Raw genomic sequence first — 22,610 nt, 5'->3', positions numbered from 1 at the left:
CCTATTTTTTATTATGTGGTAGCAGGCCAGTCATTGGGCATAATAAACCAAAATATTCCTGACTGGCTTTGGCAGTGCACAAAACCTAATTCTTCGCCTTGATAACGTGGGCTTTGTTTATCTCGGCCCGTTAACCATTGTGGTTTCTCTAATCGATATAAAGGCTCGTCAATCAATGACTGTTGATGTTGATAACACCAATGACCCTGAATTTGTGAAGGGTTGAGTGGGTGGCCTAAACATTCGTTAGGTACGGGTTCTGGTTGAAAAGGGTTAGTATAAAGTCGACCTTGCATGAGCAAATGGGGCTTCGCATTAGCCCATAACGGATAATGTTTACAAAACGCTTCGTTGCTTGAAAGGGGAAGTTGATGGTTGAGCATATGATTTAACTTGAGATCAAGTCTATCTTCTGCATTGGGCCCATACCAATTCCCTTGATGAAGAAGGTAGAATTTAACGGCCACTTCCCAATGTTCGTATTGCTCTGTTTTGCGGTTTTTGGCAATAAAATCAATCGAACCTAACGTTGTGCCTTGTTGATTTAGCTGAATCTCTTCTGAAACGGCGTTATAGCGAGGCGTGGCAGTGAAGAGTTGTTGACATAAAAATTGATAAATAAATCCCAGTCGCTGATTACCTTGATAAGTTGGCCACTGCTGATAAGACGGTTGAATGAAAGGAACTTTAGAGACTATTGGCTCTGACCCTTGAAAGAGTGGAGGAGTGGTTACCACCCATTGCATAAGCTGTTTTATATCCATTGTGAGCACCATCTACGGTTACCATTCCGTTTTCGACATTCTAGCCTGAAATTGTTATAAACACGTCATAACAATAGTGTAATGGAACGAAATATGAACAACTTACAGTTAGAAGCGTTGTTAAATGAGATCTTGTCTCCACAATTAGTGAAAGATTACTGTCCTAACGGCTTGCAAGTGGAAGGTAAAGCCGAGATAAAAAAAATCATTACTGGAGTGACGGCGTCGAAAGCGCTCATTGAACAAGCCATTGAGCATCAAGCTGATGCTTTACTTGTCCATCATGGTTATTTTTGGAAAGGCGAGCCAGAAGCGATTCGTGGTATGAAAGGGCAGCGACTACGACAGCTGATTAAACATGACATTAACTTGTTTGCCTATCATTTACCGCTGGATATTCATCCGCAATTGGGTAATAACGTTCAGCTCGCTCAGTTACTTGGGATTGAAGTGGAGGGCGGGCTAGAAGGGCATGCACAATCTGTCGCTATGTACGGTTGTCTCAACCGCCATTACTCTGGTGATGAGTTTGCCCAGCATCTGCAAACGGTACTTCACCGTCAGCCATTGCATATTGCTCCAGAGCAAACGGATAAACCGATTAAAAAGATCGCTTGGTGTACGGGGGGCGGGCAAGACTATATCGAACTGGCTGCTCAGCAAGGAATGGATGCGTTCATCTCGGGTGAGATTTCTGAACGAACTACTTATGCGGCACGAGAATTAAATATTCATTATTTTGCTGCAGGCCATCATGCTACCGAGCGTTATGGTGTTAAAGCATTAGGTGAGTGGTTGAGCAAAGCGCATGGCCTTTCTGTTGAGTTTATCGATATTGATAATCCGGTATAAATAAAAAAAGCGAGAGTCGATCTCGCTTTTTATTGTGTTACTGATTAACTAGGCAAGAACGATAGGCTAGCCTAGTTGGTGCCTCACTTATTGGCGTTCATGTAATGGCACAAACTCACGAAGTTTTTGACCTGTATAAAGCTGACGAGGACGGCCTATCTTGTTGTTGACGTCTGAATGCATTTCATTCCAGTGCGCAATCCAGCCAATGGTGCGTGACATGGCAAAGATAACGGTAAACATGGAGACTGGAATACCGATGGCTTTGAGAATAATCCCAGAATAGAAATCAACGTTCGGGTAGAGTTTCTTCTCAACAAAGTAGGGGTCAGAGAGCGCAATACGCTCAAGCTCCATCGCTACATCAAGTAGCGGATCACTAATATTGAGTTCTTTAAGAACATCATGACACGCTTCGCGCATCACCGTTGCACGTGGATCGTAGTTTTTGTACACCCGATGACCAAAGCCCATTAAGCGGAACGGATCATCTTTATCTTTTGCTCGGGCGACGTACTCAGGAATTTTATCGACAGAGCCAATTTCCTCTAGCATGCGTAAGCAAGCTTCGTTGGCTCCGCCATGGGCTGGACCCCACAGTGATGCGATACCTGCGGCAATACAGGCAAAGGGGTTGGCACCTGAAGAACCGGCTAAACGAACGGTTGATGTTGATGCGTTTTGCTCATGATCTGCATGCAAAGTGAAGATTTTATCCATAGCACGAGCGACGACAGGATTGACTTCATATTCTTCACACGGATTAGCAAACATCATGTGCAGGAAGTTTTCTGCGTAGGTTAAATCGTTACGTGGATAGATAAATGGCTGACCAATCGAGTATTTGTAACACATTGCAGCCAAGGTTGGCATTTTTGATAATAAACGATAAGCAGCAATTTCTCGGTGTGTATCGTTATTGATATCCAGTGAATCGTGATAGAAAGCCGCTAACGCACCTACCACCCCACACATCACCGCCATTGGGTGTGCATCGCGGCGGAAACCATGGAAGAAGCTAGCAATTTGCTCGTGAACCATGGTATGGCGAGTAACGATTTTCTTAAACTCTTCGTATTGTTCACGGTTAGGGGCTTCACCATAAAGAAGGATGTAACAGACTTCTAAATAATCAGCATTATTGGCTAACTGTTCGATAGAAAAGCCGCGATGTAACAAAATGCCTTTGTCACCATCGATATAAGTGATTTGAGATTCACAAGATGCAGTGGCAAGAAAACCCGGGTCAAAAGTAAAGTAGCCATTTGAACCTAATTGACGAACGTCGATTACTTGAGGACCTATTGTCCCATCCATAATCGGCAGCTCAATGGGCGCTTTACCTTCAATGTGAAGGGTCGCTTTCTTATCTGCCATAGACAATCTCCTTTGTTTATTATTTAATCCGTCCAGGATGTTTGTGTGTCATTCTTGTACGTCCGATCGTTATTAAAGTCAATTTTTCTCCTCCGATGTGTGCACTTACTTTGATTTTTTATACATATAAAGTTAAAAATCTGTTCTGTGTAGCAAAATTTGTTACATCATTTGTTGTATAATGTTGCCAGCCGTATAAAGGCGTAGCAAATTTTGGTAAAAACCTTATAAATTCAAAGCTCAAAACAATTCAAGGTAAAAACACTCAACCTTGTTGTTAACATTTATTTTACACTTAAGATGGGCTTATCTCGGCTTATGTGTTGATTAAATGTTAAGTTTTGTCGGTTTGTTGCCAAATTTCATCGATAACTATAAATGCTTCAATTAGAGCTGAGTGAGCAAGCCCGTGAAAGAAAGAAAGTCAAGACCGGTTAATCTAGATCTGCAGACTATACGCTTTCCGATCACCGCCATCGTTTCTATCCTGCACCGTATCGCTGGGATCATAACGTTTGTGGCGGTCGGTATATTGTTATGGTTACTGTCCCTCTCTTTGTCATCACCAATGGGATTTATGGAGGCAAGTCATATCGTTAATGGCTTCTTCGTCAAGTTTGTTCTTTGGGGCATCTTAACGGCGTTGGCCTATCATATTGTCGGTGGTATACGTCATCTTCTTATGGATATGGGGTATTTTGAAGAGTTAGAAAGTGGCGCATTGAGTGCCAAGATATCATTGGTAATCACGTTAGTGTTATCAGTGCTAGCGGGGGTATTAGTATGGTAAAGCATGTTTCTTCATTTGGTCGTAATGGGGTACACGATTATCTCTTAATCCGTGCTACTGCAATTATTATGACTCTTTATACCCTTTACGTAGTGTTGTTTTGTGCTTTCACTGATATTACCTATTTAACATGGACCCAATTTTTCTCTAGCACTTTCACTAAAGTGTTCACCATGTTGACCTTAGTTTGCATTCTGATTCATGGTTGGATAGGGCTCTGGCAAGTGTTGACCGATTACGTAAAGTGCTCAAAGTTACGTAGTGTTTTGCAATTGGTCGTTATTGCCGTGTTATTTGGATACTTTTTCTCTGGCCTATTTGTACTGTGGGGTGTGTAAGTGACTATTCCTGTTCGTGAATTCGATGCCGTGGTTATCGGTGCTGGTGGTGCAGGCATGCGTGCTGCACTTCAAATTTCTGAACAAGGCCTAACCTGCGCCTTGTTGTCTAAAGTGTTCCCAACTCGTTCACACACGGTTTCTGCTCAGGGTGGCATTACCGTTGCTTTGGGTAACTCGCACAAAGACGATTGGCAGTGGCACATGTACGATACCGTCAAAGGTTCAGATTACATTGGTGATCAGAACGCGATTGAATACATGTGTAAAAATGGTCCTCAATCGGTGATTGAACTTGAGCGCATGGGGTTGCCATTTTCTCGTTTTGAAGACGGTTCGATTTATCAACGCCCATTTGGTGGTCAATCGAAAGAGTTTGGTGGTGAGCAAGCCGCGCGTACCGCCGCTGCCGCCGACCGTACGGGTCATGCGTTATTACATACCCTATATCAGCAGAACATTAAGTATAAAACGACGATTTTCTCCGAGTGGTATGCTCTGGACCTAGTGAAGAACCAAGATGGTGCGGTGTTAGGTTGTACAGCGTTGTGTATGGAAAGCGGTGAAATTTGCTACTTTAAATCGAAAGCGACGGTACTGGCTACTGGCGGTGCTGGGCGAATTTATGCGTCAACGACCAATGCGCACATCAATACTGGTGACGGTGTAGGCATGGCTTTACGCGCTGGTGTACCCATGCAAGATATGGAAATGTGGCAATTCCACCCAACAGGGATTGCTGGCGCTGGTGTGTTAGTGACAGAAGGGTGTCGTGGAGAAGGTGGCTATCTATTAAATAAAGATGGTGAACGTTTCATGGAGCGCTATGCGCCTAATGCGAAAGACTTAGCTGGCCGTGACGTGGTTGCTCGTTCAATGATGATTGAAATCCGTGAAGGTCGTGGTTGTGATGGCCCATGGGGTCCACACATTAAGCTGAAACTGGACCATTTAGGTCGAGATGTTCTTGAATCCCGTCTACCGGGTATTTGCGAACTGTCTCGGACTTTTGCCCATGTTGACCCAGTTAAAGAGCCTATTCCTGTTATTCCTACTTGTCATTATATGATGGGTGGAGTGCCGACTCAGGTCTCTGGTCAAGCCATCAAACAAGATAGAAATGGCAAAGATATTGAAGTGCAAGGTCTGTTCGCTTGTGGCGAAATTGCCTCGGTTTCAGTACATGGTGCAAATCGTCTTGGTGGTAATTCATTATTAGATTTAGTGGTCTTTGGCCGCGCGACAGGATTACACCTTGGTGAAACGCTAGCCGCACAAAGTGAAGCTCGCCCAGCAACCGAGTCAGATATTGAAGCGTCATTAGCGCGAACCATGCGTTGGGAAAACAGTACCGGTGGCGAAGACCCAGTACAAATTCGTAAAGATCTGCAACGTTGTATGCAAAACAACTTCTCGGTATTCCGTGAAGGTGATGCGATGGCAACCGGACTTGAAGAGTTAAAAGTGATCCGTGAACGTCTGAAAAACGGACACTTGGCCGATAAATCAAAAGAATTTAATACTCAGCGTATCGAATGCTTAGAGTTAGATAACTTAATGGAAACGGCGTTTTCTACCGCAGTCGCAGCCAATTATCGTACGGAAAGCCGAGGTGCGCATGCTCGTTTCGATTATCCAGAACGTGATGATGCGAATTGGTTGTGCCACTCGATTTACGATCCAGAAACCGAACAAATGAATAAGCGTGATGTCAATATGACGCCGATTCATCGTGATGCTTTTCCACCTAAAGCACGTACATACTAAGGGAGGACTCAATTATGAAACTTAACTTCTCTTTGTATCGTTACAATCCTGATGTTGATAGTAAGCCATACATGAAAGAGTATGTGCTCGACGTCGCAGAAGGTTCAGACATGATGGTGCTCGATGCACTGATCTTACTGAAAGAACAGGACCCATCGATTGCTTTTCGTCGTTCTTGCCGTGAAGGTGTGTGTGGTTCTGATGGCTTGAACATGAATGGTAAAAACGGTTTAGCCTGTATTACCCCGCTTTCCGCTTTGAAAGGCAGTAAAATAGTTATTCGCCCATTACCGGGCTTACCGGTAGTGCGTGATTTAATCGTCGACATGACACAGTTCTACGATAACTATGCCAAAGTGAAACCATTTTTGATTTCTGATGGTGAAATTCCTCCTTCTCGTGAGCATCTCCAGTTACCGGAAGATCGCGCACATTTGGATGGATTGTATGAATGTATTATGTGTGCATGTTGTACAACGTCTTGCCCCTCTTTTTGGTGGAATCCGGATAAATTTATCGGTCCGGCGGGATTGTTGGCGGCTTATCGTTGGCTAATTGATAGCCGCGATACGGCAACAGATGAGCGCTTGTCAAATCTTGATGATGCATTTAGCGTTTTTCGTTGCCATGGCATCATGAATTGTGTAAGTGTTTGTCCTAAGGGATTAAACCCGACAAAAGCAATTGGCCATATCAAGTCGATGTTGGTCAACCGCTCGGTTTAGATGAAAAATTGCAGGCCTTCGGGCCTGCCTTTATAGCTCGGCATAGACCGCAGCAAACGTGAAAACTACTGGTTAAGGGAAAATAATGCACAACGGCGTGATGAAGGCATGGCTCGAGTCTTCACACTTGGCTGGCGCCAATGCAACTTATGTAGAAGATCTCTACGAACTGTATCTAAGTGATCCCGATCTGGTGAGTGAGGAGTGGAAACGTGTTTTTGATGGTCTGCCTATGCAGCCTGATCATGTGGTTGAACAACCACACTCGCGTGTCCGTGACTACTTCCGTCGGCTTGCCCAAGAGACAAAGCATTACAATGTCCAAGTTAGTGATCCTGAAGTCGATGCAAAACAAGTAAAAGTTCTACAGCTTATTAACGCTTACCGTTTCCGCGGTCATGAAGCTGCCCAATTAGATCCTCTTGGTTTATGGAAACGCCCACCAGTGGCGGAACTCGATCCCTCATTCCATAACTTAACTGAAGATGACATGGAAGAAACGTTCAACGTCGGCTCTTTTGCCGTTGGCGCGGATACCATGAAGTTGAAAGATATCTACCAATCGTTAAATAAAATCTACTGTGGCTCAGTGGGTGCGGAATACATGCACATCATTGATACTGAGCAAAAACGATGGATTCAACAACGTCTAGAGCCTGTATTAGGTCAGCCGACTTTCACTTTAGAAGAAAAGCGTACGTTCTTAGATGAATTAACGGCTGCAGAAGGTTTGGAGCGTTATCTTGGCGCTAAATTCCCCGGCGCAAAACGTTTCTCACTGGAAGGTGGCGATGCGTTAATTCCGATGATGAAAGAGTTAATTCGTCATGCGGGTACTCATGGTATGCGTGAAGTGGTAATCGGTATGGCTCACCGCGGGCGCCTGAATATGTTGGTTAACGTATTGGGTAAAAAGCCGCAGGATCTGTTTGACGAGTTTGCTGGTAAGCATGATGAAACGTGGGGCACCGGTGATGTTAAGTATCACCAAGGTTTCTCCGCAGACTTCGCAACCCCTGGCGGTGATGTTCATCTAGCGTTGGCATTTAACCCTTCGCATCTAGAAATTGTTAATCCCGTGGTGATTGGTTCGGTTCGTGCTCGTCAAGATCGTCTAGGCGATTCTGAGGGGAGTCGAGTGTTACCAATTACTATCCATGGTGATTCAGCGATTGCTGGACAAGGTGTCGTTGCCGAGACGTTTAACATGTCTCTCGCTCGCGGCTACTGTGTCGGTGGAACGGTTCGAATTGTTATCAATAACCAAGTCGGTTTTACCACCTCCAATCCTCGCGATACGCGCTCAACCATGTACTGCACTGATATTGCGAAGATGGTTCAGGCTCCGATTCTTCATGTTAACTCGGATGACCCAGAGGCGGTTGCCTTTGTTACACGTATGGCGCTCGATTACCGTAATGAGTTTAAGCGTGATGTAGTGATTGAATTGGTTTGTTATCGTCGTCATGGCCATAACGAAGCGGATGAGCCTAATGCGACTCAGCCGTTGATGTATCAGAAAATTAAGAAGCATCCGACGCCACGTAAAATTTATGCGGACATTCTAACTGAGCGCAACGAGTGTGATTTAGAAACCGCGACTCAATTAGTGAATGAGTACCGTGATGCGCTGGATCATGGTGAAGTGGTGGTTAAAGAGTGGCGACCAATGACCATGCATTCTGTGGACTGGTCTCCCTATATTAATCGTGAATGGAATGAAAATTGGGACAATCAATTCCCTCTTGCTCGCCTAAAAGAGTTGGGAGAAAAAATTTGCCAGTATCCAGACAGTCATAAGCTGCAAAGTCGAGTTGAGAAAATATACCATGATCGAATGAGCATGGTTTCTGGTGAAAAAATGCTCGATTGGGGAATGGCTGAAACTCTTGCCTATGCAACATTGGTTGACGATGGCAAACGTATTCGCATTTCTGGTCAGGATTCTGGTCGTGGAACATTCTTCCATCGTCACTCGGTTTTACATAATCAAGCCGATGCCAGCACTTATGTTCCTTTGGCGAACATTCATACCAAACAAGGTCCATTTGAAGTCATCGATTCTGTGTTATCAGAAGAAGCAGTATTGGCTTTTGAATATGGCTATGCAACAGCGGAGCCTGGCGGTTTAACCATTTGGGAAGCGCAGTTTGGTGACTTTGCTAATGGTGCACAAGTTGTCGTTGACCAGTTTATCTCTTCAGGCGAACAAAAGTGGGGCCGATTGTGTGGCTTGACCATGTTGTTACCTCACGGCTATGAAGGTCAAGGACCGGAGCACTCTTCTGCGCGTTTAGAGCGATACTTACAGCTTTGCGCGGAGCAAAACATGCAGGTGGTGATTCCTTCAACGCCAGCTCAGGTTTATCACATGCTACGTCGTCAAGTGGTGCGTAAAATGCGCCGTCCATTGATTGTCATGTCACCGAAATCTTTGCTACGTCATCCACTTTGTACCTCAAGTATGGAAGAGTTGGCTAACGGTTCGTTTTTACCAGCGATTGGTGAGATTGATCCGTTGGATGCAGCAAAAGTTAAGCGAGTTGTTTTCTGCTCTGGCAAGGTCTATTACGATTTGCTCGAGCAACGCAGAAATAATCAGCAAGATGATGTGGCTATTGTTCGTATCGAGCAACTGTATCCGTTCCCGATTGAAGAAGTACAAGCGGCAATCGCACCTTATACCAATGTCGTTGATTATGTCTGGTGTCAAGAAGAGCCACAAAACCAAGGCGCTTGGTACAGTAGCCAACACAATTTCCGCGCTGCTATTCCTGCAGGGGCGGATTTAAAATATGCGGGTCGACCAGCATCAGCATCACCGGCGGTGGGCTATATGTCGGTACACTTAAAACAGCAGAAAGCGTTAATTGAAGACGCTTTGACCCTAGCCTAAGAACAAGAAGTAAAAGGAAAAGACCGATATGACAGTTGAAATTCTGGTTCCAGATCTACCTGAATCAGTAGCAGACGCCACCGTAGCGACATGGCATAAACAGCCAGGTGATGCTGTCGCTCGTGATGAAGTGCTGGTTGAAATTGAAACCGACAAAGTAGTGTTGGAAGTACCCGCTCCTGAAGCGGGGATACTTGAGTCGATTTTAGAGTTAGAGGGTGCCACCGTGCTGTCTAAGCAGCTACTGGCGCGGATTAAACCAGGTGCCGTTGCTGGTGAACCAACAGCAGACTCGACCGCTTCGACAGAGCCGTCTCCGGATAAACGTCATAAAGCCGTACTCAGTGAAGAGTCTAACGATGCGTTAAGCCCAGCGGTACGCCGTTTGCTGGCGGAGCATAATGTAGAGCCCGATCAAGTCAAAGGTTCAGGTGTGGGTGGTCGCATTACACGTGAAGATGTCGACGCCTACTTAGCGAAAAACCAAGCGGCAGCTCCAACAGCACAACCAGTAAGTGCGCCACTACCAGTGGCCGCTCGCAGTGAAAAGCGTGTACCAATGACTCGTTTACGCAAACGCGTTGCTGAGCGTCTGTTAGAAGCGAAAAACAGTACCGCGATGCTGACGACGTTCAATGAAGTCAACATGAAGCCGATTATGGAACTGCGTAAACAGTATCAAGATCTGTTTGAGAAAAAACACGGCATTCGTCTTGGTTTTATGTCTTTCTACGTTAAAGCGGTAACTGAAGCCTTAAAACGCTATCCTGAAGTCAATGCATCGATTGATGGTCAAGACATTGTTTATCATAATTATTTTGACATCAGTATGGCAGTGTCAACCCCTCGTGGTTTAGTGACGCCAGTTCTAAAAGATTGCGATATGCTCAGTCTGGCGGAAATTGAAAAGGGTATCAAAGAACTGGCGCTGAAAGGTCGTGATGGTAAGTTGACCGTGGAAGAGTTAACGGGCGGTAATTTTACCATCACTAACGGCGGTGTATTTGGGTCATTAATGTCAACGCCGATCATTAACCCACCACAAGCGGCAATTTTGGGAATGCATAAAATCCAAGATCGCCCAATGGCGGTTGATGGTAAGGTTGAAATCTTACCAATGATGTATCTCGCACTGTCTTACGATCACCGTTTAATTGATGGTCGTGAGTCGGTTGGCTTTTTAGTGACAATCAAAGAGCTACTTGAAGATCCTGCACGTCTGCTTCTAGACGTGTAATGTTAGTCGGTGAGGGCTTCGTCCTCATCATTAACTCGTAAAAAGCCGGGCTAGCTCAACGCCCGGCCTTGTTTAAAGCCATTTGGCTACTCACTCAGAGTACCCCTACAGACGTAAAGTCCAACCATGTATTGGGCTCTATGGAATAAAAATACATAAATGGAATAACACAATGAATTTGCATGAATACCAAGCAAAACAGCTATTTGCCGAATTCGGTTTGCCAGTCCCTGAAGGTTATGCCTGTGATACCCCACAAGAAGCCTTTGAAGCAGCAGGACGGATTAGTACAGTAAAGAAAGTCGTCAAGTGTCAGGTTCACGCCGGTGGACGTGGTAAAGCAGGTGGAGTCGAACTGCATGAAAGTAAAGATGCAGTGAAAGCCTTTGCTCAAAAGTGGCTTGGTAAAAACCTAGTAACTTATCAAACGGACGCGAATGGCCAGCCCGTGTCTAAAATCCTAGTTGAAGAAGCATCAAGTATCGCCAATGAGCTTTACTTAGGCGCGGTTGTTGACCGCGCGACACGTAAAATCGTGTTTATGGCTTCAACAGAAGGCGGAGTAGAAATCGAGAAAGTTGCAGAAGAAACACCAGAGCTTATCCATAAAGCGGCTATCGATCCATTAGTCGGTGCGCAAGCTTATCAAGGTCGTGAATTGGCATTTAAGCTTGGTCTGCAAGGTGACCAAATTAAGCAGTTTGTAAAAATATTCATGGGCTTAAGCGAGATGTTTACGCAGTATGATCTTGCTTTACTAGAGATAAACCCATTAGTGATTACCGGTGAAGGTAACTTATTGTGTCTCGATGGCAAGATCAATATCGACTCCAATGCTTTATATCGTCAGCCTAAATTGCGTGAAATGCACGATGCGACTCAAGAAGATGCTCGTGAGGCTCATGCCGCTCAGTGGGAATTGAACTACGTCGCTCTCGATGGCAACGTCGGTTGTATGGTTAATGGTGCCGGCCTTGCGATGGGAACCATGGATATTGTTAATCTGCATGGTGGTAAACCTGCTAACTTCTTAGATGTTGGTGGTGGCGCAACCAAAGAGCGTGTGGCTGAAGCGTTTAAGATCATTTTGTCTGATGACAATGTTAAAGCCGTATTGGTGAATATTTTCGGTGGTATTGTACGCTGCGACATGATTGCCGAAGGAATTATTGGCGCGGTGAAAGAAGTCGGTGTTGAAGTGCCAGTGGTTGTTCGTCTTGAAGGGACTAACGCTGAACTTGGTCGTGATGTGTTGGCAAAATCGGGTTTAGATATCATTGCAGCAGAGTCGTTGACTGACGCTGCGCGTAAAGTTGTTGCTGCTGCGGAGGGCAAATAATGTCGGTATTAATTAACAAAGACACCAAAGTCATTTGCCAAGGATTTACGGGTGGTCAAGGTACTTTCCATTCTGAACAAGCACTAGCTTATGGCACACAAATGGTGGGTGGTGTTTCTCCAGGTAAAGGCGATCAAACTCATCTTGGTCTACCGGTATTTAATACCGTACGTGAAGCGGTTGAAGCGACCGGTGCAACTGCCACTGTGATCTATGTTCCTGCTCCGTTTTGTAAAGACGCGATTTTAGAAGCCATTGATGCTGGTATCGAGCTGATCGTGACCATTACTGAAGGCATTCCGACCATTGACATGATCGATGTTAAAGTTAAGTTGGAGCAAACTGGGGTACGGATGATTGGTCCAAACTGCCCAGGTGTGATCACTCCAGATGAGTGTAAGATTGGTATCATGCCAGGACACATTCATAAGAAAGGCAAAGTCGGCATTGTCTCGCGCTCAGGTACTTTAACTTATGAAGCGGTCAAACAGACCACGGATGAAGGTTTTGGTCAATCGACTTGTGTTGGTATCGGTGGTGACCCCATTCCTGGTTCTAACTTTATTGATATTCTGAAACTGTTCCAAGACGACCCTGAGACGGAAGCGATTGTGATGATCGGTGAAATCGGTGGTACAGCGGAAGAAGAAGCGGCTGCGTTTATTAAACAGCATGTGACTAAGCCTGTTGTTTCTTATATTGCTGGTGTTACCGCACCTCCGGGTAAGCGTATGGGCCATGCTGGTGCGATTATTTCTGGTGGTAAAGGCACCGCAGAAGAGAAATTCGCTGCGCTAGAATCGGCAGGCGTTAAAACAGTAAAAAGTTTGGCGGATATTGGTCAAGCGTTACGTGAAGTCACCGGTTGGTAAAGACGTAAACTTCCGTTGCTTATATAGAGCCTCCCTGCTGTGGAGGCTTTTTTATTATTTTTAGAATATTCCTAAACCACTAGGAATAGTGAGTCGACGGCAAGTAAGTGAGCCCTTATAGCTAAAGGTAACGGTGTCGAATATAGCCAACACCGCTGACGTTTCAATCGTAAGGATATAACATAGAAGCGAATTCTATTTTCTGCACTGAGCAGAAAAGTAATACAATGTTACTTCTTGTCTCATTTGGAAACTCTATGCCTTTTTATGAGCTAGAACGAGCTATCAAATAGAATAATTTCACTGCCTTCTTTTGCATTATCAGTAATGCATTGTTTAAAACTCATCAAATCTTATGTGGATGAAATCATGAAAAAACCAAGCTTTGCTACATTGGCAGTCCATGGTGGCGATCAGCATGATGCTGGTCACAATGCAGCCTTCCCCCCTATTTACACCGCGAGTAGTTTTATTCAAACCGATCTCGAACAGTCTGCTGATTATGGCTACTCACGAGTGGCAAATCCAACGCGTTACGCTTACGAAAGTGCACTTGCTGCCTTAGAGCAAGGAACTTATGCGACAGCAACGGCTTCTGGTATGGCAGCGACCGCATTAGCGCTTGAACTGTTAACTCAAAATGCGCACATCATTGCCATGCGTGGTGTTTATGGTGGCACACATCGTTTATTTGAAAAACTACGTAGACATAACAATGGTTTAACGGTCGATTATGTCGATTTGAACGACTTAGCTGCCATTGAATCGGTGATGCAAGACAATACCGCGATGATTTGGATAGAAACGCCAACCAATCCATTATTAGAGCTGGTGGATATCCAGCAAGTGTGTGCTTTTGCCCGTCGTCATGGTGTATTGACCTGTGTTGATAATACCTTTGCTACCGCTTGGAATCAGACGCCATTAACTCTCGGTGCCGATCTGGTGATGCTATCGACCAGTAAATACATTGGTGGTCATTCGGATATGATTGGTGGTGCGTTGATTACTGCCGATCCTGAGCTAGCGAAACGGATAGATTTTGCCAAAACAACGGTAGGCGCCATCGCGTCACCTTTCGATGCTTATCTTGCTTTACGCGGCTTAAAAACTCTCGATTTACGTATGCAGCGTCAGTGTGATAATGCATTGAAAGTAGCACAAGCGCTCAGTGGTCATTCTGCGATAGAAGCAGTCTATTACCCAGGTTTAGCAACGCATCCTCACTATGCATTATGCCAATCACAAATGCGTTCAGGAGGAGCCGTCGTTACCATTCAACTCAAAGGTAATCGCACAGATAGCCAACGCTTTTTAAGTCGATTACGTTATTTCATTTTGGCTGAATCACTGGGTGGTGTAGAAAGTATGATCAACCATTCGGCATCAATGTCCCATGGTTCGATGAGTGAAACAGAGCGTCAAGCGATGGGGATTTTTGATACTACATTTCGTTTATCGGTAGGAATTGAAGACAGTGATGACTTAATTGCTGATTTGCTCAATGCGCTTTCTGCGGAGCCCGTATGACGGATTACGGTGTATGGACATTATTGACACCGCTGGTAACGATTGCTCTAGCAGTGCTGACTCGGCAAGTGATTTTGTCTTTATTGATCGGTGCTGTGGTTGGTTATACGGTGATTGCTGGTTTTAACCCCTTAGCCGGTATTGCCGATGCATTAGACAGTTATATCAATGTATTTGCTAGCGCAGGGAATACTCGCACCATTTTATTCTGCTTTATGGTCGGGGGGATTATTCGGCTGATTCAAATTACAGGGGGAACGCAAGCGATTATTCACGGATTAACAGAGCGAGCTCAACTGGTCAAAAGCCCTATCGCGGTACAGTTGTTAGCCATGTTAACCAGCATGGTTATTTTTATTGAAAGCTCAATTTCTTTAATGTCAGCAGGAACGGTGAGTCGTGACTTAGCCGATCATTATCGAGTATCACGCGAGAAAATGGCCTATGTGATTCAATCTTCGTGTGTGGCCACCTGTTCAAGTGTAATGATCAATGGCTGGGGGGCGGCAATGATGGCGATCATTGGCGTACAAATCAGTCGAGGCTATTTAGAGGGGGAGCCTTTTTCTATCTTGCTTGCTTCGATGCCTTATAACTTGATGGCGTGGTTATCGTTACTCGGTGTGCTGTTTTATATTTTTTCGGGAGTGAGTTGGGGGCCGATGGCCAAGGCTGACAAGCGGGCATTGCAAGGACAAGTATTGAGACAAGGTGCTTTACCGATTGCTGGTAACCAACAAGTTGAACCTGTCACTATTAACGGTAAAGCAAGCTATTTTATCGTACCACTGCTGACCATTATTTTTATGGTTCCATTGGGATTATGGGTTACCGGAAATGGCAATATTACCGCAGGCTCAGGATCGACAGCTGTCTTTTGGGCGGTGATGGCGGGTACTTTTATTTCACTGGTTTATTTTGTCGGTGGTCGAGTTTTATCGTTGGATGCTTTTTTTCGCCACTTACTCGCTGGATATTCGGATATGATCCCATTGGGAGCCATCATGTCATTGGCTTTTTTGGTCGGGGATTTATCTGCCGATTTGCAAACCGGGCAATACATTACCCAATTGATTGATGGAGTATTACCTGCAGAGCTTTCGGCAGCGTTTGTATTTCTGATTGCGGCGGTGATGTCTCTGGCAACTGGAACGTCATGGGGAACATTTGCGATCATGATTCCGATTGGCATTCAAATTGGTGTTGCAGCCGATCTCGACCCACATTTATTGATTGGCGCTTCGATATCAGGTGCGATATTTGGCGATATGACCTCTCCGATCAGTGATACTGGTATTGTATCTTCTATGGCGACGGGCAATGACCATATTGACCATATCCGTACCCAGTTTCCTTATATCCTTGTGATTGGTTTGATAAGCTGTGTTCTTTTTGCCTTTTTAGGTAGTTGGTAGGGGTAATGTAAGGGCCTGTTTTATCAGGCCTTTATATTTTGGTTAAGCATACGGGTTAAGATGAACGGCGGCCAAGTGTTTGACTGAGCATAAACATCATGGTTGCGCTAACCACCACAGAAGGGCCGGCTGGGGTATCAAATTGCCATGAGAGCGAGATTCCAATCAATACAGAAATAATGCCGATTAGCGAGGCCAATAGGGCCATCTGCTCTGGCGTTTTGGCGATGCGTCTGGCTGTAGCGGCTGGGATAATCATTAATGAAGTCATGATTAACGCGCCAACAAACTTCATCCCGACGGCAATGACTAATCCAATCAGTAGCATCAATACCAGTCGCATTAATTCAATGTTGACCCCTTCAACACTGGCCAATTCTTCATTAACGCTACTGGAAAGTAGCGGTCGCCAAAAGAGATAAACCGCAAGACTCACCGCAGCGACGCCACTCCAAATAAACCATAAATCCGCAGGACTGACGGCCAGTAAATCGCCAAATAGATAACTCATCAAATCAATACGTACATTATCGAGAAAGCTCACGGCAATGAGCCCCAGTGAGAGAGAGCTATGAGCAAGAATTCCCAGTAAGGTATCGGTGGCAATTAATTGCTGGCGTTGCATGGTCACTAATATAACAGCCAGACTTAGACTGCACACCAGCAGTGCCAAATAGAGGTTGATATCGAGTAAAAAACCGAGTGCCAAACCAAGCAATGACGCATGAGCGAGAGTGTCGCCAAAATAAGCCATACGCCGCCAGACGACAAAAGAGCCGAGAGGGCCAGCAATAATCGCGATGCCAATTCCAGCAGCGATAGAAGGAAGTAAAAACTCAATCATGGTGATGATGACCGTGTGAATGATGTGAACAGGCTTGAGCGTCACCCTTAACCGGTTGTCCAGCTAAATCATGATGATGCTGATGTTTGTGTTGATAAAAAGCGAGGGTTTCTCTGCTACGATGACCAAATAATGCGAGATAGCTTGGATGTTGAGAAATATCCGCTGGTGAACCCGAACAACAAATATGGTGATGTAAACAGATCACTTCATCGGTTTTGGCCATCACTAAATGTAAATCGTGCGAGACCATGAAAACGGCGCAGTTAAATCGCAAGCGAATGGTGTCGATAAGATCATACAAATCGATTTGTCCTTGAACATCGACTCCTTGCGCTGGCTCATCAAGCACTAATAAATCAGGACGTTGTAGCAAAGCTCGTGCTAATAGCGCACGCTGATTCTCACCACCAGATAATTTATGCATATCGTGGTTAATAAGATGCTCAGCGCCAACTAAACGTAGCGCCTCTAATTGTTCTTGTTGACTGTATTTTCCAGCCAAGCGAAGAAAGCGACTGACACTGAGGGGGAGCGTATCGTTTAACTTCAATTTCTGTGGCACATAGCCAATTTTGAGAGTCTTATCTCGTGAAAGAGTGCCAGAATTTTGTTGATGTAAACCAAGTAACACACGGACTAACGTCGATTTTCCCGCGCCATTCGGGCCTATTAAGGTGGTTATTTTACCTCTGGATAGAGACAGGCTAACCTTATCTAGAACTCGGCGCTGATTGAAATCAACACAGATGTCATGCATTTCAATGAGTGTTGACATGAAAGAAACTCGTTTGCAATTGGGTGATGTTATAATGTAACATTTCGCAGTCATCAACGCTACCAGCAGGAAATTACCATGCTATCTCGATTCACACTGTGTACTTTGCTCATTGCTTTTCCCTTCTCGGGTTGGGCGAGCAGCATTTTGACCAGTATTAAACCGATTCAAATGATTACTTATGAGCTTACTGAAAACGTCAGTCAACCGGAGGTATTGCTGTCTGCGAATGCGTCGCCGCACGATTATGCCCTGCGTCCTTCAGATGTAAAGCGGATTCGTGAAGCTTCATTAGTGATTTGGTTTGGTCCAGATCTTGAACCTTTCTTAGAGCGTTCTTTAAGCCAGCATCCTAATGTATTAACTCTCAGTCAGATCCCTAATTTAGAGCTCCGAGCTTATGGAGAAGAGGAGCATCATCACCATGATCATGATGGACACAGTCATGGTACTCATGACCCTCATTTTTGGCTTGGAGTGGCGCAAGTAAAACAAGTGGCTCAAGCGATAACGCAGCGTTTAAGCGAAATGGATCCAGAGCATCGTCCACAGTATGAGGCGAATTTAGTTCGCTTTCTTGACCAACTCGATACGACGGATCAATCGATCGCTAAGCAGTTAGCGGCGGTTAAATCTAAATCATATTACGTTTTTCATGATGCCTATGCCTATTTTGAGCAGCATTATGGCTTAAATAATATTGGTCATTTTACCGTAAGCCCAGAGCGTAAACCGGGCGCTAAAACGTTGATCAGCATTCGCCGTTCATTAACTGATAATCAAGCCAAATGTGTTTTCTCTGAGCCACAATTTCAACCCGCAGTGATCGAAACCGTTGTCCGTGGTAGTAACGTTCATATTGGTGTGCTTGATCCTTTAGGCTCTAACATTCCCGTTCAATCAGGGAGTTATTTTGAGTTTCTACACCAGTTATCGAATAGTTTTTATAACTGCTTATCTCAATAACGATTGCTTATGATAAGAAGCTGTCGAGGTGTTACCCCGCAGCTTCTTTGACTAAACCGTCTCTTTTTTGACTTAACGCGTCAGTAGTATTAGCGATCTGTGACTATGCTAATTACCCTCTATATCGCCGATAAGCATGATTGATGCTGATATCCGCTGATCTTTTGTTTAGAGATGCTTACTGATCTCGCACTTTTGGAAGTTGGCTGATAATTACGCTTCATATCAGTAGCCAAAATCTGTCTATTGACATGTGTTCGGTATAAAATGCCCATTACTTTTCTTGATGCTGATGATTTTCGGAGCGACATATTGCCGAAATCAACGCACCAAATTACCGATCCCACAATAACAAGGTCGTGGTTCAGTTGTCATTAATTGAACAGTAGTTAGGCTGTTTTGGTTAATTAATTTTCTCTGAGAAATAACCTTGCAGTGTCGTGTCGGTTTGCCTGTCTACGATTCAGTAAAGGACGCATTTTGCAGCACATTATTCTGCTTATATTTTCTATTTTTAGTTGGAGTCTTTTACCCGCTCACGCGCGAGATAGCGCGCCTGCGGTTTTTTATCCGTTACCAACGCTTGTTCAAGGTAAAACCTTTATTGCACAGAATTTATTTCTTGGTGACGAAGGAGGGCTATGGATTCACGATGTACACGGAAACGTCATGTTTTTTGATGGGCAAACGATGTTGCCTAAGCAAGGATCGCTGTTTCGTGATAAGCAGCAGCAACTGGCTTACGCACAAGGGCGTTTTTGGACTTTTATCGATAATGAACTGTACCAAACACGACCTGGTTCTGAGTCAGAATTGGTGCTGAGTTTAACCCCGGGGGTATCCATAGAAAAAATTGGTGCTTCAAATGGTTATATTTGGCTCAGCGATGGGGCGTATTTTTATACGTATCATTTACAAACCAAGCAACTCAAAATTTACTCATTAGCGAAACTGTATCAGCTTAATCAAGCCAGCCAAGTGGAGATTAATGACGCCGAATTGGTGCATTATAAGTGGGTGTTAGCCACCAATGTCGGTACGTATATCTCTGAGTCTCAAGCCTTTTCACATATTCGACCCTCTGGAAAAAATCCAGTCCAGACGCTCTATTTTTCTCCCCAAAAAAATCATCTATTAGTAGGTACTCATAAAGGGGCTTTATTGATTGATATTTTTCACTCTGAATACCCATTAAAAAAAATAGGTGATGGTCAAGTCTTTGCGATCATTGAAGCCGAAGGAGAGTATTGGATTGGTAGTGATAAGGGATTATTTGTCTATTCCTTAGCGACGGAGAAAACGACCCAACTGATCAGTAATGGGCAGGGGCCTTATGGCTTACCTGAAGGGCGAATCTACGCTCTCGCTAATGATCAGCATGGGGGGGTTTGGATTGCGACTCATCAAGGTGTTCGCTATTTTTCTCTTTTCAGTCAGAAATTTACGCGCTATTTAGCCGATGACATTACTCATGAACGTCTCAATAGCAAACTGAAACGCTTGCGTCCTATACCAAGTAGTAACCAATATTTAATGGTCACTCAGGATGGCTTATATCTATTTGATGGGCAGCAACAGGGCAAAAAATCACTGGTGTACTCAGGGCAGGTTAATGATGTCTTATTGCTAGAAGATCAGCTATGGATCGCCAGCGAACAAGGCTTAATATTACGTTCATTCAAGCAAAATCGTGATCAGCCAGAGCCGTTGCCCTTTATCTTACGTCATTCACCGATTCAGCATTTGACCGTCGATAATGAGGGGCGGTTATGGGGGGTCTCAAACAATCAGCTTTGGTCTTATCATCCTGATTCGCAGCATTACACGGATTTTGGTCACAATTGGTTGCTGGATAATAAGCAAGATATAGCGGTTACGGCTTTATACAGCAGCCGTGAACATGGCTTATTGATTGGGACTCGGCATGGTATTTATACCTTAAAAAATGGCCAAATTACTTATGACAAACGAACGGCCAACTATGGTACCAACCTTGGTATCAGCGAAACTGCAACGGGAGAGGTATGGTTTGTCAGTGAGCGGGGGGTATTTCGACGTTTAAACGATCAACTATCGTTATTCGCTGTGCCTTTGATTGACGATAATATTCGTCTTAAATGCCTTGTGAACAGTGGACAAGGGATGTGGTTAGCCTCCTCTAAAGGTCTCACTCTCTATCATGCGGATGGTTCGATTGATAAACATTTTGGTTCTCCTCATGGCTTAATCAATAATGAGCTAGAAAGCGGCGTTTGTTCCGCTTCTTATACTCAAGAGCAGATACTCTTTTCATCGATGTTTGGGCTCTTGGCTATTCAAACGACGCCACTCGCAAATGCCGAGCCTCCTCATTCCTCACTCATTTTTAGTCAGGTCAGTGTCAACTATCAACCGATACAGATTGGTGGCGCTACTTTAGTGCCGTTACACGTGGCCTATGGACAAGCCATCAGTTTTCAATTTGGTGCATTACCCGATGCCAGAGGGCAAGCGTTAGAATTCAGTCTCAATAATGATCCATGGCAGCGATTTGAAGGGCCGCAGCTAACGCTTGATCATCTTTTACCTGGCCACTACACCCTATCATTGCGACATATTGGAGAAGAGAGAGTTGATAAAACCTTAAATTTTCAAGTATTAAAACCGTGGTATTTCTCCAACTGGGCGATAGTTGGCTATGCCTTTAGTTTATTGTTGGTTGGTGGCTTATTGACAGGATGGCGTTCTCGAGTGATGGATCGAGTGAATCAGGATCTTAAACAGCAGATTGCAGATAAAACACGTCAGTTACAACAGCAAAGTAAGATGCTACTAAGTCATAACTTATTATTACGCAAACAGATACAGATTCGTCATTTGTGGTTAGAGCGTTGGCAACGTCAAAATCAGTCACTGCTTAAACAGTTAAGCGTTCAAACTCACCAGCACCATTCTCCCGAGATAACTGCGTTGATTGATCAACTGACGGAGCAAATAGTGCAAATCGGCACCTTTAATTCATCAGGCGAGTCAATGACCATCAGCTGCTCGTTATCTTTAGTGCTTGAGACGGTGCTGCATGGTTGGCACAGTGAATTTGAACGAGCCAACATTAAAATTGATTATCACCCAAGTGATCTTTTGCCGGATGTGCTGGTCAAACAAGCGGGATTGGATGTTATCTTTAATGCATTGTTATCGGATGCATTAAAGCGTTTGTATGCCCATCAGACATTGACCATTGAGACAATAGAACGTGAAGGACATGTTGTGGTGCTGATAAAAGACTATGGCTCGGCATCCGGCTTACTGGATAAACTGATGGTGATTTCCAACGGTAATGTTCAATTTTCCCTTGATGAGCTGGTGGCTTTATCAGGCGGAAATTTATCGATTCACTCGTCCAGTGAACGAAACTTAATCGAGCTGATGTGGCCACAAGTTATCTCTGTCGAATCGACACCTGCGGCGCTATTATCAGCAAAGCCACAAAGTGACAGTGAGTTAGAGTGGCTACGAAAACTCAATCATATTGTTGCTGAGCGCTATGCTGACGCAGAATTTACAACGTCTGATATTGCGAAAAGAATGTATCTGTCGGAGCGCAGCTTACAACGACGGATGAAGTATCTAACGGGCAAAACATTTAAAGAATATTTAACGGAATATCGCTTAGAGCAAGCCTGTAGTTTATTGATGAGTGGTGAAAAAGTCGCGCAAGTTGCCTTTTTATGTGGATTTAATGATCCGTCTTATTTTAGTCAACGTTTTAAACATCAATATGGATTATCTCCCTCTCAATTTGCTGAAGAGTCACAATGATCGAAACGGCCGCGCTTGCGACTGGCTTAGCATCACGTCCCGTTAGCGACTTTCTCTTGCGCTTTGCAGAGCGTTATCCACGGGTAGGAGCGCTTATCTATGAGTTACTAGGCTGTGTTGAGAGGTGTGGAGATACCGTTGAGTGATTTTTTCATTAGAGGTTAAGCGAGGAGAGTGGGGTTGAAGTGTCAATGAAGAAAAAAATATCGTGGTATAGCCGGGGGACTATACCACGGGTGTCAATGACACCTTCGCTTGCTGCCGGAGTGATATGGGCAGTGCCATATCACCTCTGGAGTTCTATCTTCGGGTCAATTCC

General features: G+C 44.5%; 17 protein-coding genes. 13 read left to right on the top strand and 4 right to left on the bottom strand.

Going from position 1 to position 22,610, the window contains the following annotated elements:
• Window positions 1-11: 11 nt before the first annotated feature.
• A complete protein-coding gene (locus CAG58_RS13830) occupies window positions 12-764 on the bottom strand; it encodes a DUF1853 family protein (protein ID WP_158144811.1) in 753 nt (250 codons plus the stop codon).
• 93 nt (window positions 765-857) lie between these two features.
• On the opposite strand from CAG58_RS13830, the gene CAG58_RS13825 reads away from it, so the two are divergent.
• On the top strand, window positions 858-1,616 hold the full coding sequence (locus CAG58_RS13825) for a Nif3-like dinuclear metal center hexameric protein (RefSeq protein ID WP_161426351.1): 759 nt from the start codon (window positions 858-860) through the stop codon (window positions 1,614-1,616).
• 87 nt (window positions 1,617-1,703) lie between these two features.
• Here the strand turns inward: CAG58_RS13825 and CAG58_RS13820 are convergent, their stop codons facing one another.
• On the bottom strand, window positions 1,704-2,993 hold the full coding sequence (locus tag CAG58_RS13820) for a citrate synthase (protein ID WP_115152656.1): 1,290 nt from the start codon (window positions 2,991-2,993) through the stop codon (window positions 1,704-1,706).
• 397 nt (window positions 2,994-3,390) lie between these two features.
• On the opposite strand from CAG58_RS13820, the gene sdhC reads away from it, so the two are divergent.
• The 10 genes from sdhC to CAG58_RS13770 all read left to right on the top strand — a co-directional run bounded on the left by sdhC (window position 3,391) and on the right by CAG58_RS13770 (window position 15,902).
• The gene (gene sdhC, locus CAG58_RS13815) at window positions 3,391-3,783 is read left to right on the top strand and encodes a succinate dehydrogenase cytochrome b556 subunit (protein ID WP_040904155.1); all 393 of its coding nucleotides are present in this window, start codon (window positions 3,391-3,393) and stop codon (window positions 3,781-3,783) included.
• Window positions 3,777-4,121, top strand: a complete 345-nt coding sequence (gene sdhD, locus CAG58_RS13810) for a succinate dehydrogenase, hydrophobic membrane anchor protein (protein WP_040904157.1) — start codon at window positions 3,777-3,779, stop codon at window positions 4,119-4,121. Before sdhC ends, sdhD begins: the two co-directional genes overlap by 7 nt.
• Complete coding sequence (gene sdhA / locus CAG58_RS13805) at window positions 4,122-5,888, top strand: succinate dehydrogenase flavoprotein subunit (protein ID WP_154170478.1); 1,767 nt, start codon at window positions 4,122-4,124, stop codon at window positions 5,886-5,888.
• Between the two features lie 14 nt (window positions 5,889-5,902).
• Entirely contained in the window at window positions 5,903-6,613 is a 711-nt protein-coding gene (locus CAG58_RS13800) for a succinate dehydrogenase iron-sulfur subunit (RefSeq protein ID WP_004394796.1), read from the top strand.
• An 85-nt stretch (window positions 6,614-6,698) separates the two neighbouring features.
• The gene (gene sucA / locus CAG58_RS13795) at window positions 6,699-9,509 is read left to right on the top strand and encodes a 2-oxoglutarate dehydrogenase E1 component (protein WP_161425578.1); all 2,811 of its coding nucleotides are present in this window, start codon (window positions 6,699-6,701) and stop codon (window positions 9,507-9,509) included.
• Between the two features lie 28 nt (window positions 9,510-9,537).
• On the top strand, window positions 9,538-10,746 hold the full coding sequence (gene odhB, locus CAG58_RS13790; RefSeq protein WP_161425577.1) for a 2-oxoglutarate dehydrogenase complex dihydrolipoyllysine-residue succinyltransferase: 1,209 nt from the start codon (window positions 9,538-9,540) through the stop codon (window positions 10,744-10,746).
• A 172-nt stretch (window positions 10,747-10,918) separates the two neighbouring features.
• Window positions 10,919-12,085, top strand: coding sequence for an ADP-forming succinate--CoA ligase subunit beta (gene sucC, locus CAG58_RS13785; protein WP_154170483.1), 1,167 nt, complete (start codon window positions 10,919-10,921; stop codon window positions 12,083-12,085).
• Window positions 12,085-12,957: a succinate--CoA ligase subunit alpha gene (sucD, locus tag CAG58_RS13780; protein WP_161425576.1), complete on the top strand. Its 873-nt coding sequence runs from the start codon at window positions 12,085-12,087 to the stop codon at window positions 12,955-12,957. Before sucC ends, sucD begins: the two co-directional genes overlap by 1 nt.
• Before the next feature lie 369 nt (window positions 12,958-13,326).
• Entirely contained in the window at window positions 13,327-14,487 is a 1,161-nt protein-coding gene (locus tag CAG58_RS13775) for a trans-sulfuration enzyme family protein (RefSeq protein WP_161425575.1), read from the top strand.
• On the top strand, window positions 14,484-15,902 hold the full coding sequence (locus CAG58_RS13770) for a Na+/H+ antiporter NhaC family protein (protein WP_161425574.1): 1,419 nt from the start codon (window positions 14,484-14,486) through the stop codon (window positions 15,900-15,902). Before CAG58_RS13775 ends, CAG58_RS13770 begins: the two co-directional genes overlap by 4 nt.
• 55 nt (window positions 15,903-15,957) lie before the next feature.
• Here CAG58_RS13770 and znuB read toward each other — a convergent pair whose 3' ends face one another.
• The gene (gene znuB / locus CAG58_RS13765) at window positions 15,958-16,746 is read right to left on the bottom strand and encodes a zinc ABC transporter permease subunit ZnuB (RefSeq protein ID WP_158138756.1); all 789 of its coding nucleotides are present in this window, start codon (window positions 16,744-16,746) and stop codon (window positions 15,958-15,960) included.
• Window positions 16,739-17,524, bottom strand: coding sequence for a zinc ABC transporter ATP-binding protein ZnuC (gene znuC / locus CAG58_RS13760; RefSeq protein WP_004394804.1), 786 nt, complete (start codon window positions 17,522-17,524; stop codon window positions 16,739-16,741). Before znuC ends, znuB begins: the two co-directional genes overlap by 8 nt.
• Window positions 17,525-17,602: 78 nt before the next feature.
• Between znuC and znuA the strand changes: the two genes are divergently transcribed.
• Window positions 17,603-18,490, top strand: coding sequence for a zinc ABC transporter substrate-binding protein ZnuA (gene znuA / locus CAG58_RS13755; protein WP_158138755.1), 888 nt, complete (start codon window positions 17,603-17,605; stop codon window positions 18,488-18,490).
• A 480-nt stretch (window positions 18,491-18,970) separates the two neighbouring features.
• A complete protein-coding gene (locus tag CAG58_RS13750) occupies window positions 18,971-22,291 on the top strand; it encodes a helix-turn-helix domain-containing protein (protein ID WP_161429743.1) in 3,321 nt (1,106 codons plus the stop codon).
• Window positions 22,292-22,610: the final 319 nt, after the last annotated feature.

This window comes from Vibrio sp. V31_P5A7T61 (assembly GCF_009904895.1).
GTDB classification, from domain to species: domain Bacteria; phylum Pseudomonadota; class Gammaproteobacteria; order Enterobacterales; family Vibrionaceae; genus Vibrio; species Vibrio metschnikovii.
Note: the sequence above shows the minus strand (reverse complement) of the source record. Positions and strands in the feature narration are given on the sequence as shown.

Coding starts and splice junctions, on each gene's coding strand:
- CAG58_RS13830 (WP_158144811.1), bottom strand. CDS start 764: ATGGATATAAAACAGCTTATGCAATGGGTGGTAACCACTCCTCCACTC.
- CAG58_RS13825 (WP_161426351.1), top strand. CDS start 858: ATGAACAACTTACAGTTAGAAGCGTTGTTAAATGAGATCTTGTCTCCA.
- CAG58_RS13820 (WP_115152656.1), bottom strand. CDS start 2,993: ATGGCAGATAAGAAAGCGACCCTTCACATTGAAGGTAAAGCGCCCATT.
- sdhD (WP_040904157.1), top strand. CDS start 3,777: ATGGTAAAGCATGTTTCTTCATTTGGTCGTAATGGGGTACACGATTAT.
- CAG58_RS13800 (WP_004394796.1), top strand. CDS start 5,903: ATGAAACTTAACTTCTCTTTGTATCGTTACAATCCTGATGTTGATAGT.
- sucA (WP_161425578.1), top strand. CDS start 6,699: ATGCACAACGGCGTGATGAAGGCATGGCTCGAGTCTTCACACTTGGCT.
- odhB (WP_161425577.1), top strand. CDS start 9,538: ATGACAGTTGAAATTCTGGTTCCAGATCTACCTGAATCAGTAGCAGAC.
- sucC (WP_154170483.1), top strand. CDS start 10,919: ATGAATTTGCATGAATACCAAGCAAAACAGCTATTTGCCGAATTCGGT.
- sucD (WP_161425576.1), top strand. CDS start 12,085: ATGTCGGTATTAATTAACAAAGACACCAAAGTCATTTGCCAAGGATTT.
- CAG58_RS13775 (WP_161425575.1), top strand. CDS start 13,327: ATGAAAAAACCAAGCTTTGCTACATTGGCAGTCCATGGTGGCGATCAG.
- CAG58_RS13770 (WP_161425574.1), top strand. CDS start 14,484: ATGACGGATTACGGTGTATGGACATTATTGACACCGCTGGTAACGATT.
- znuB (WP_158138756.1), bottom strand. CDS start 16,746: ATGATTGAGTTTTTACTTCCTTCTATCGCTGCTGGAATTGGCATCGCG.
- znuC (WP_004394804.1), bottom strand. CDS start 17,524: ATGTCAACACTCATTGAAATGCATGACATCTGTGTTGATTTCAATCAG.
- znuA (WP_158138755.1), top strand. CDS start 17,603: ATGCTATCTCGATTCACACTGTGTACTTTGCTCATTGCTTTTCCCTTC.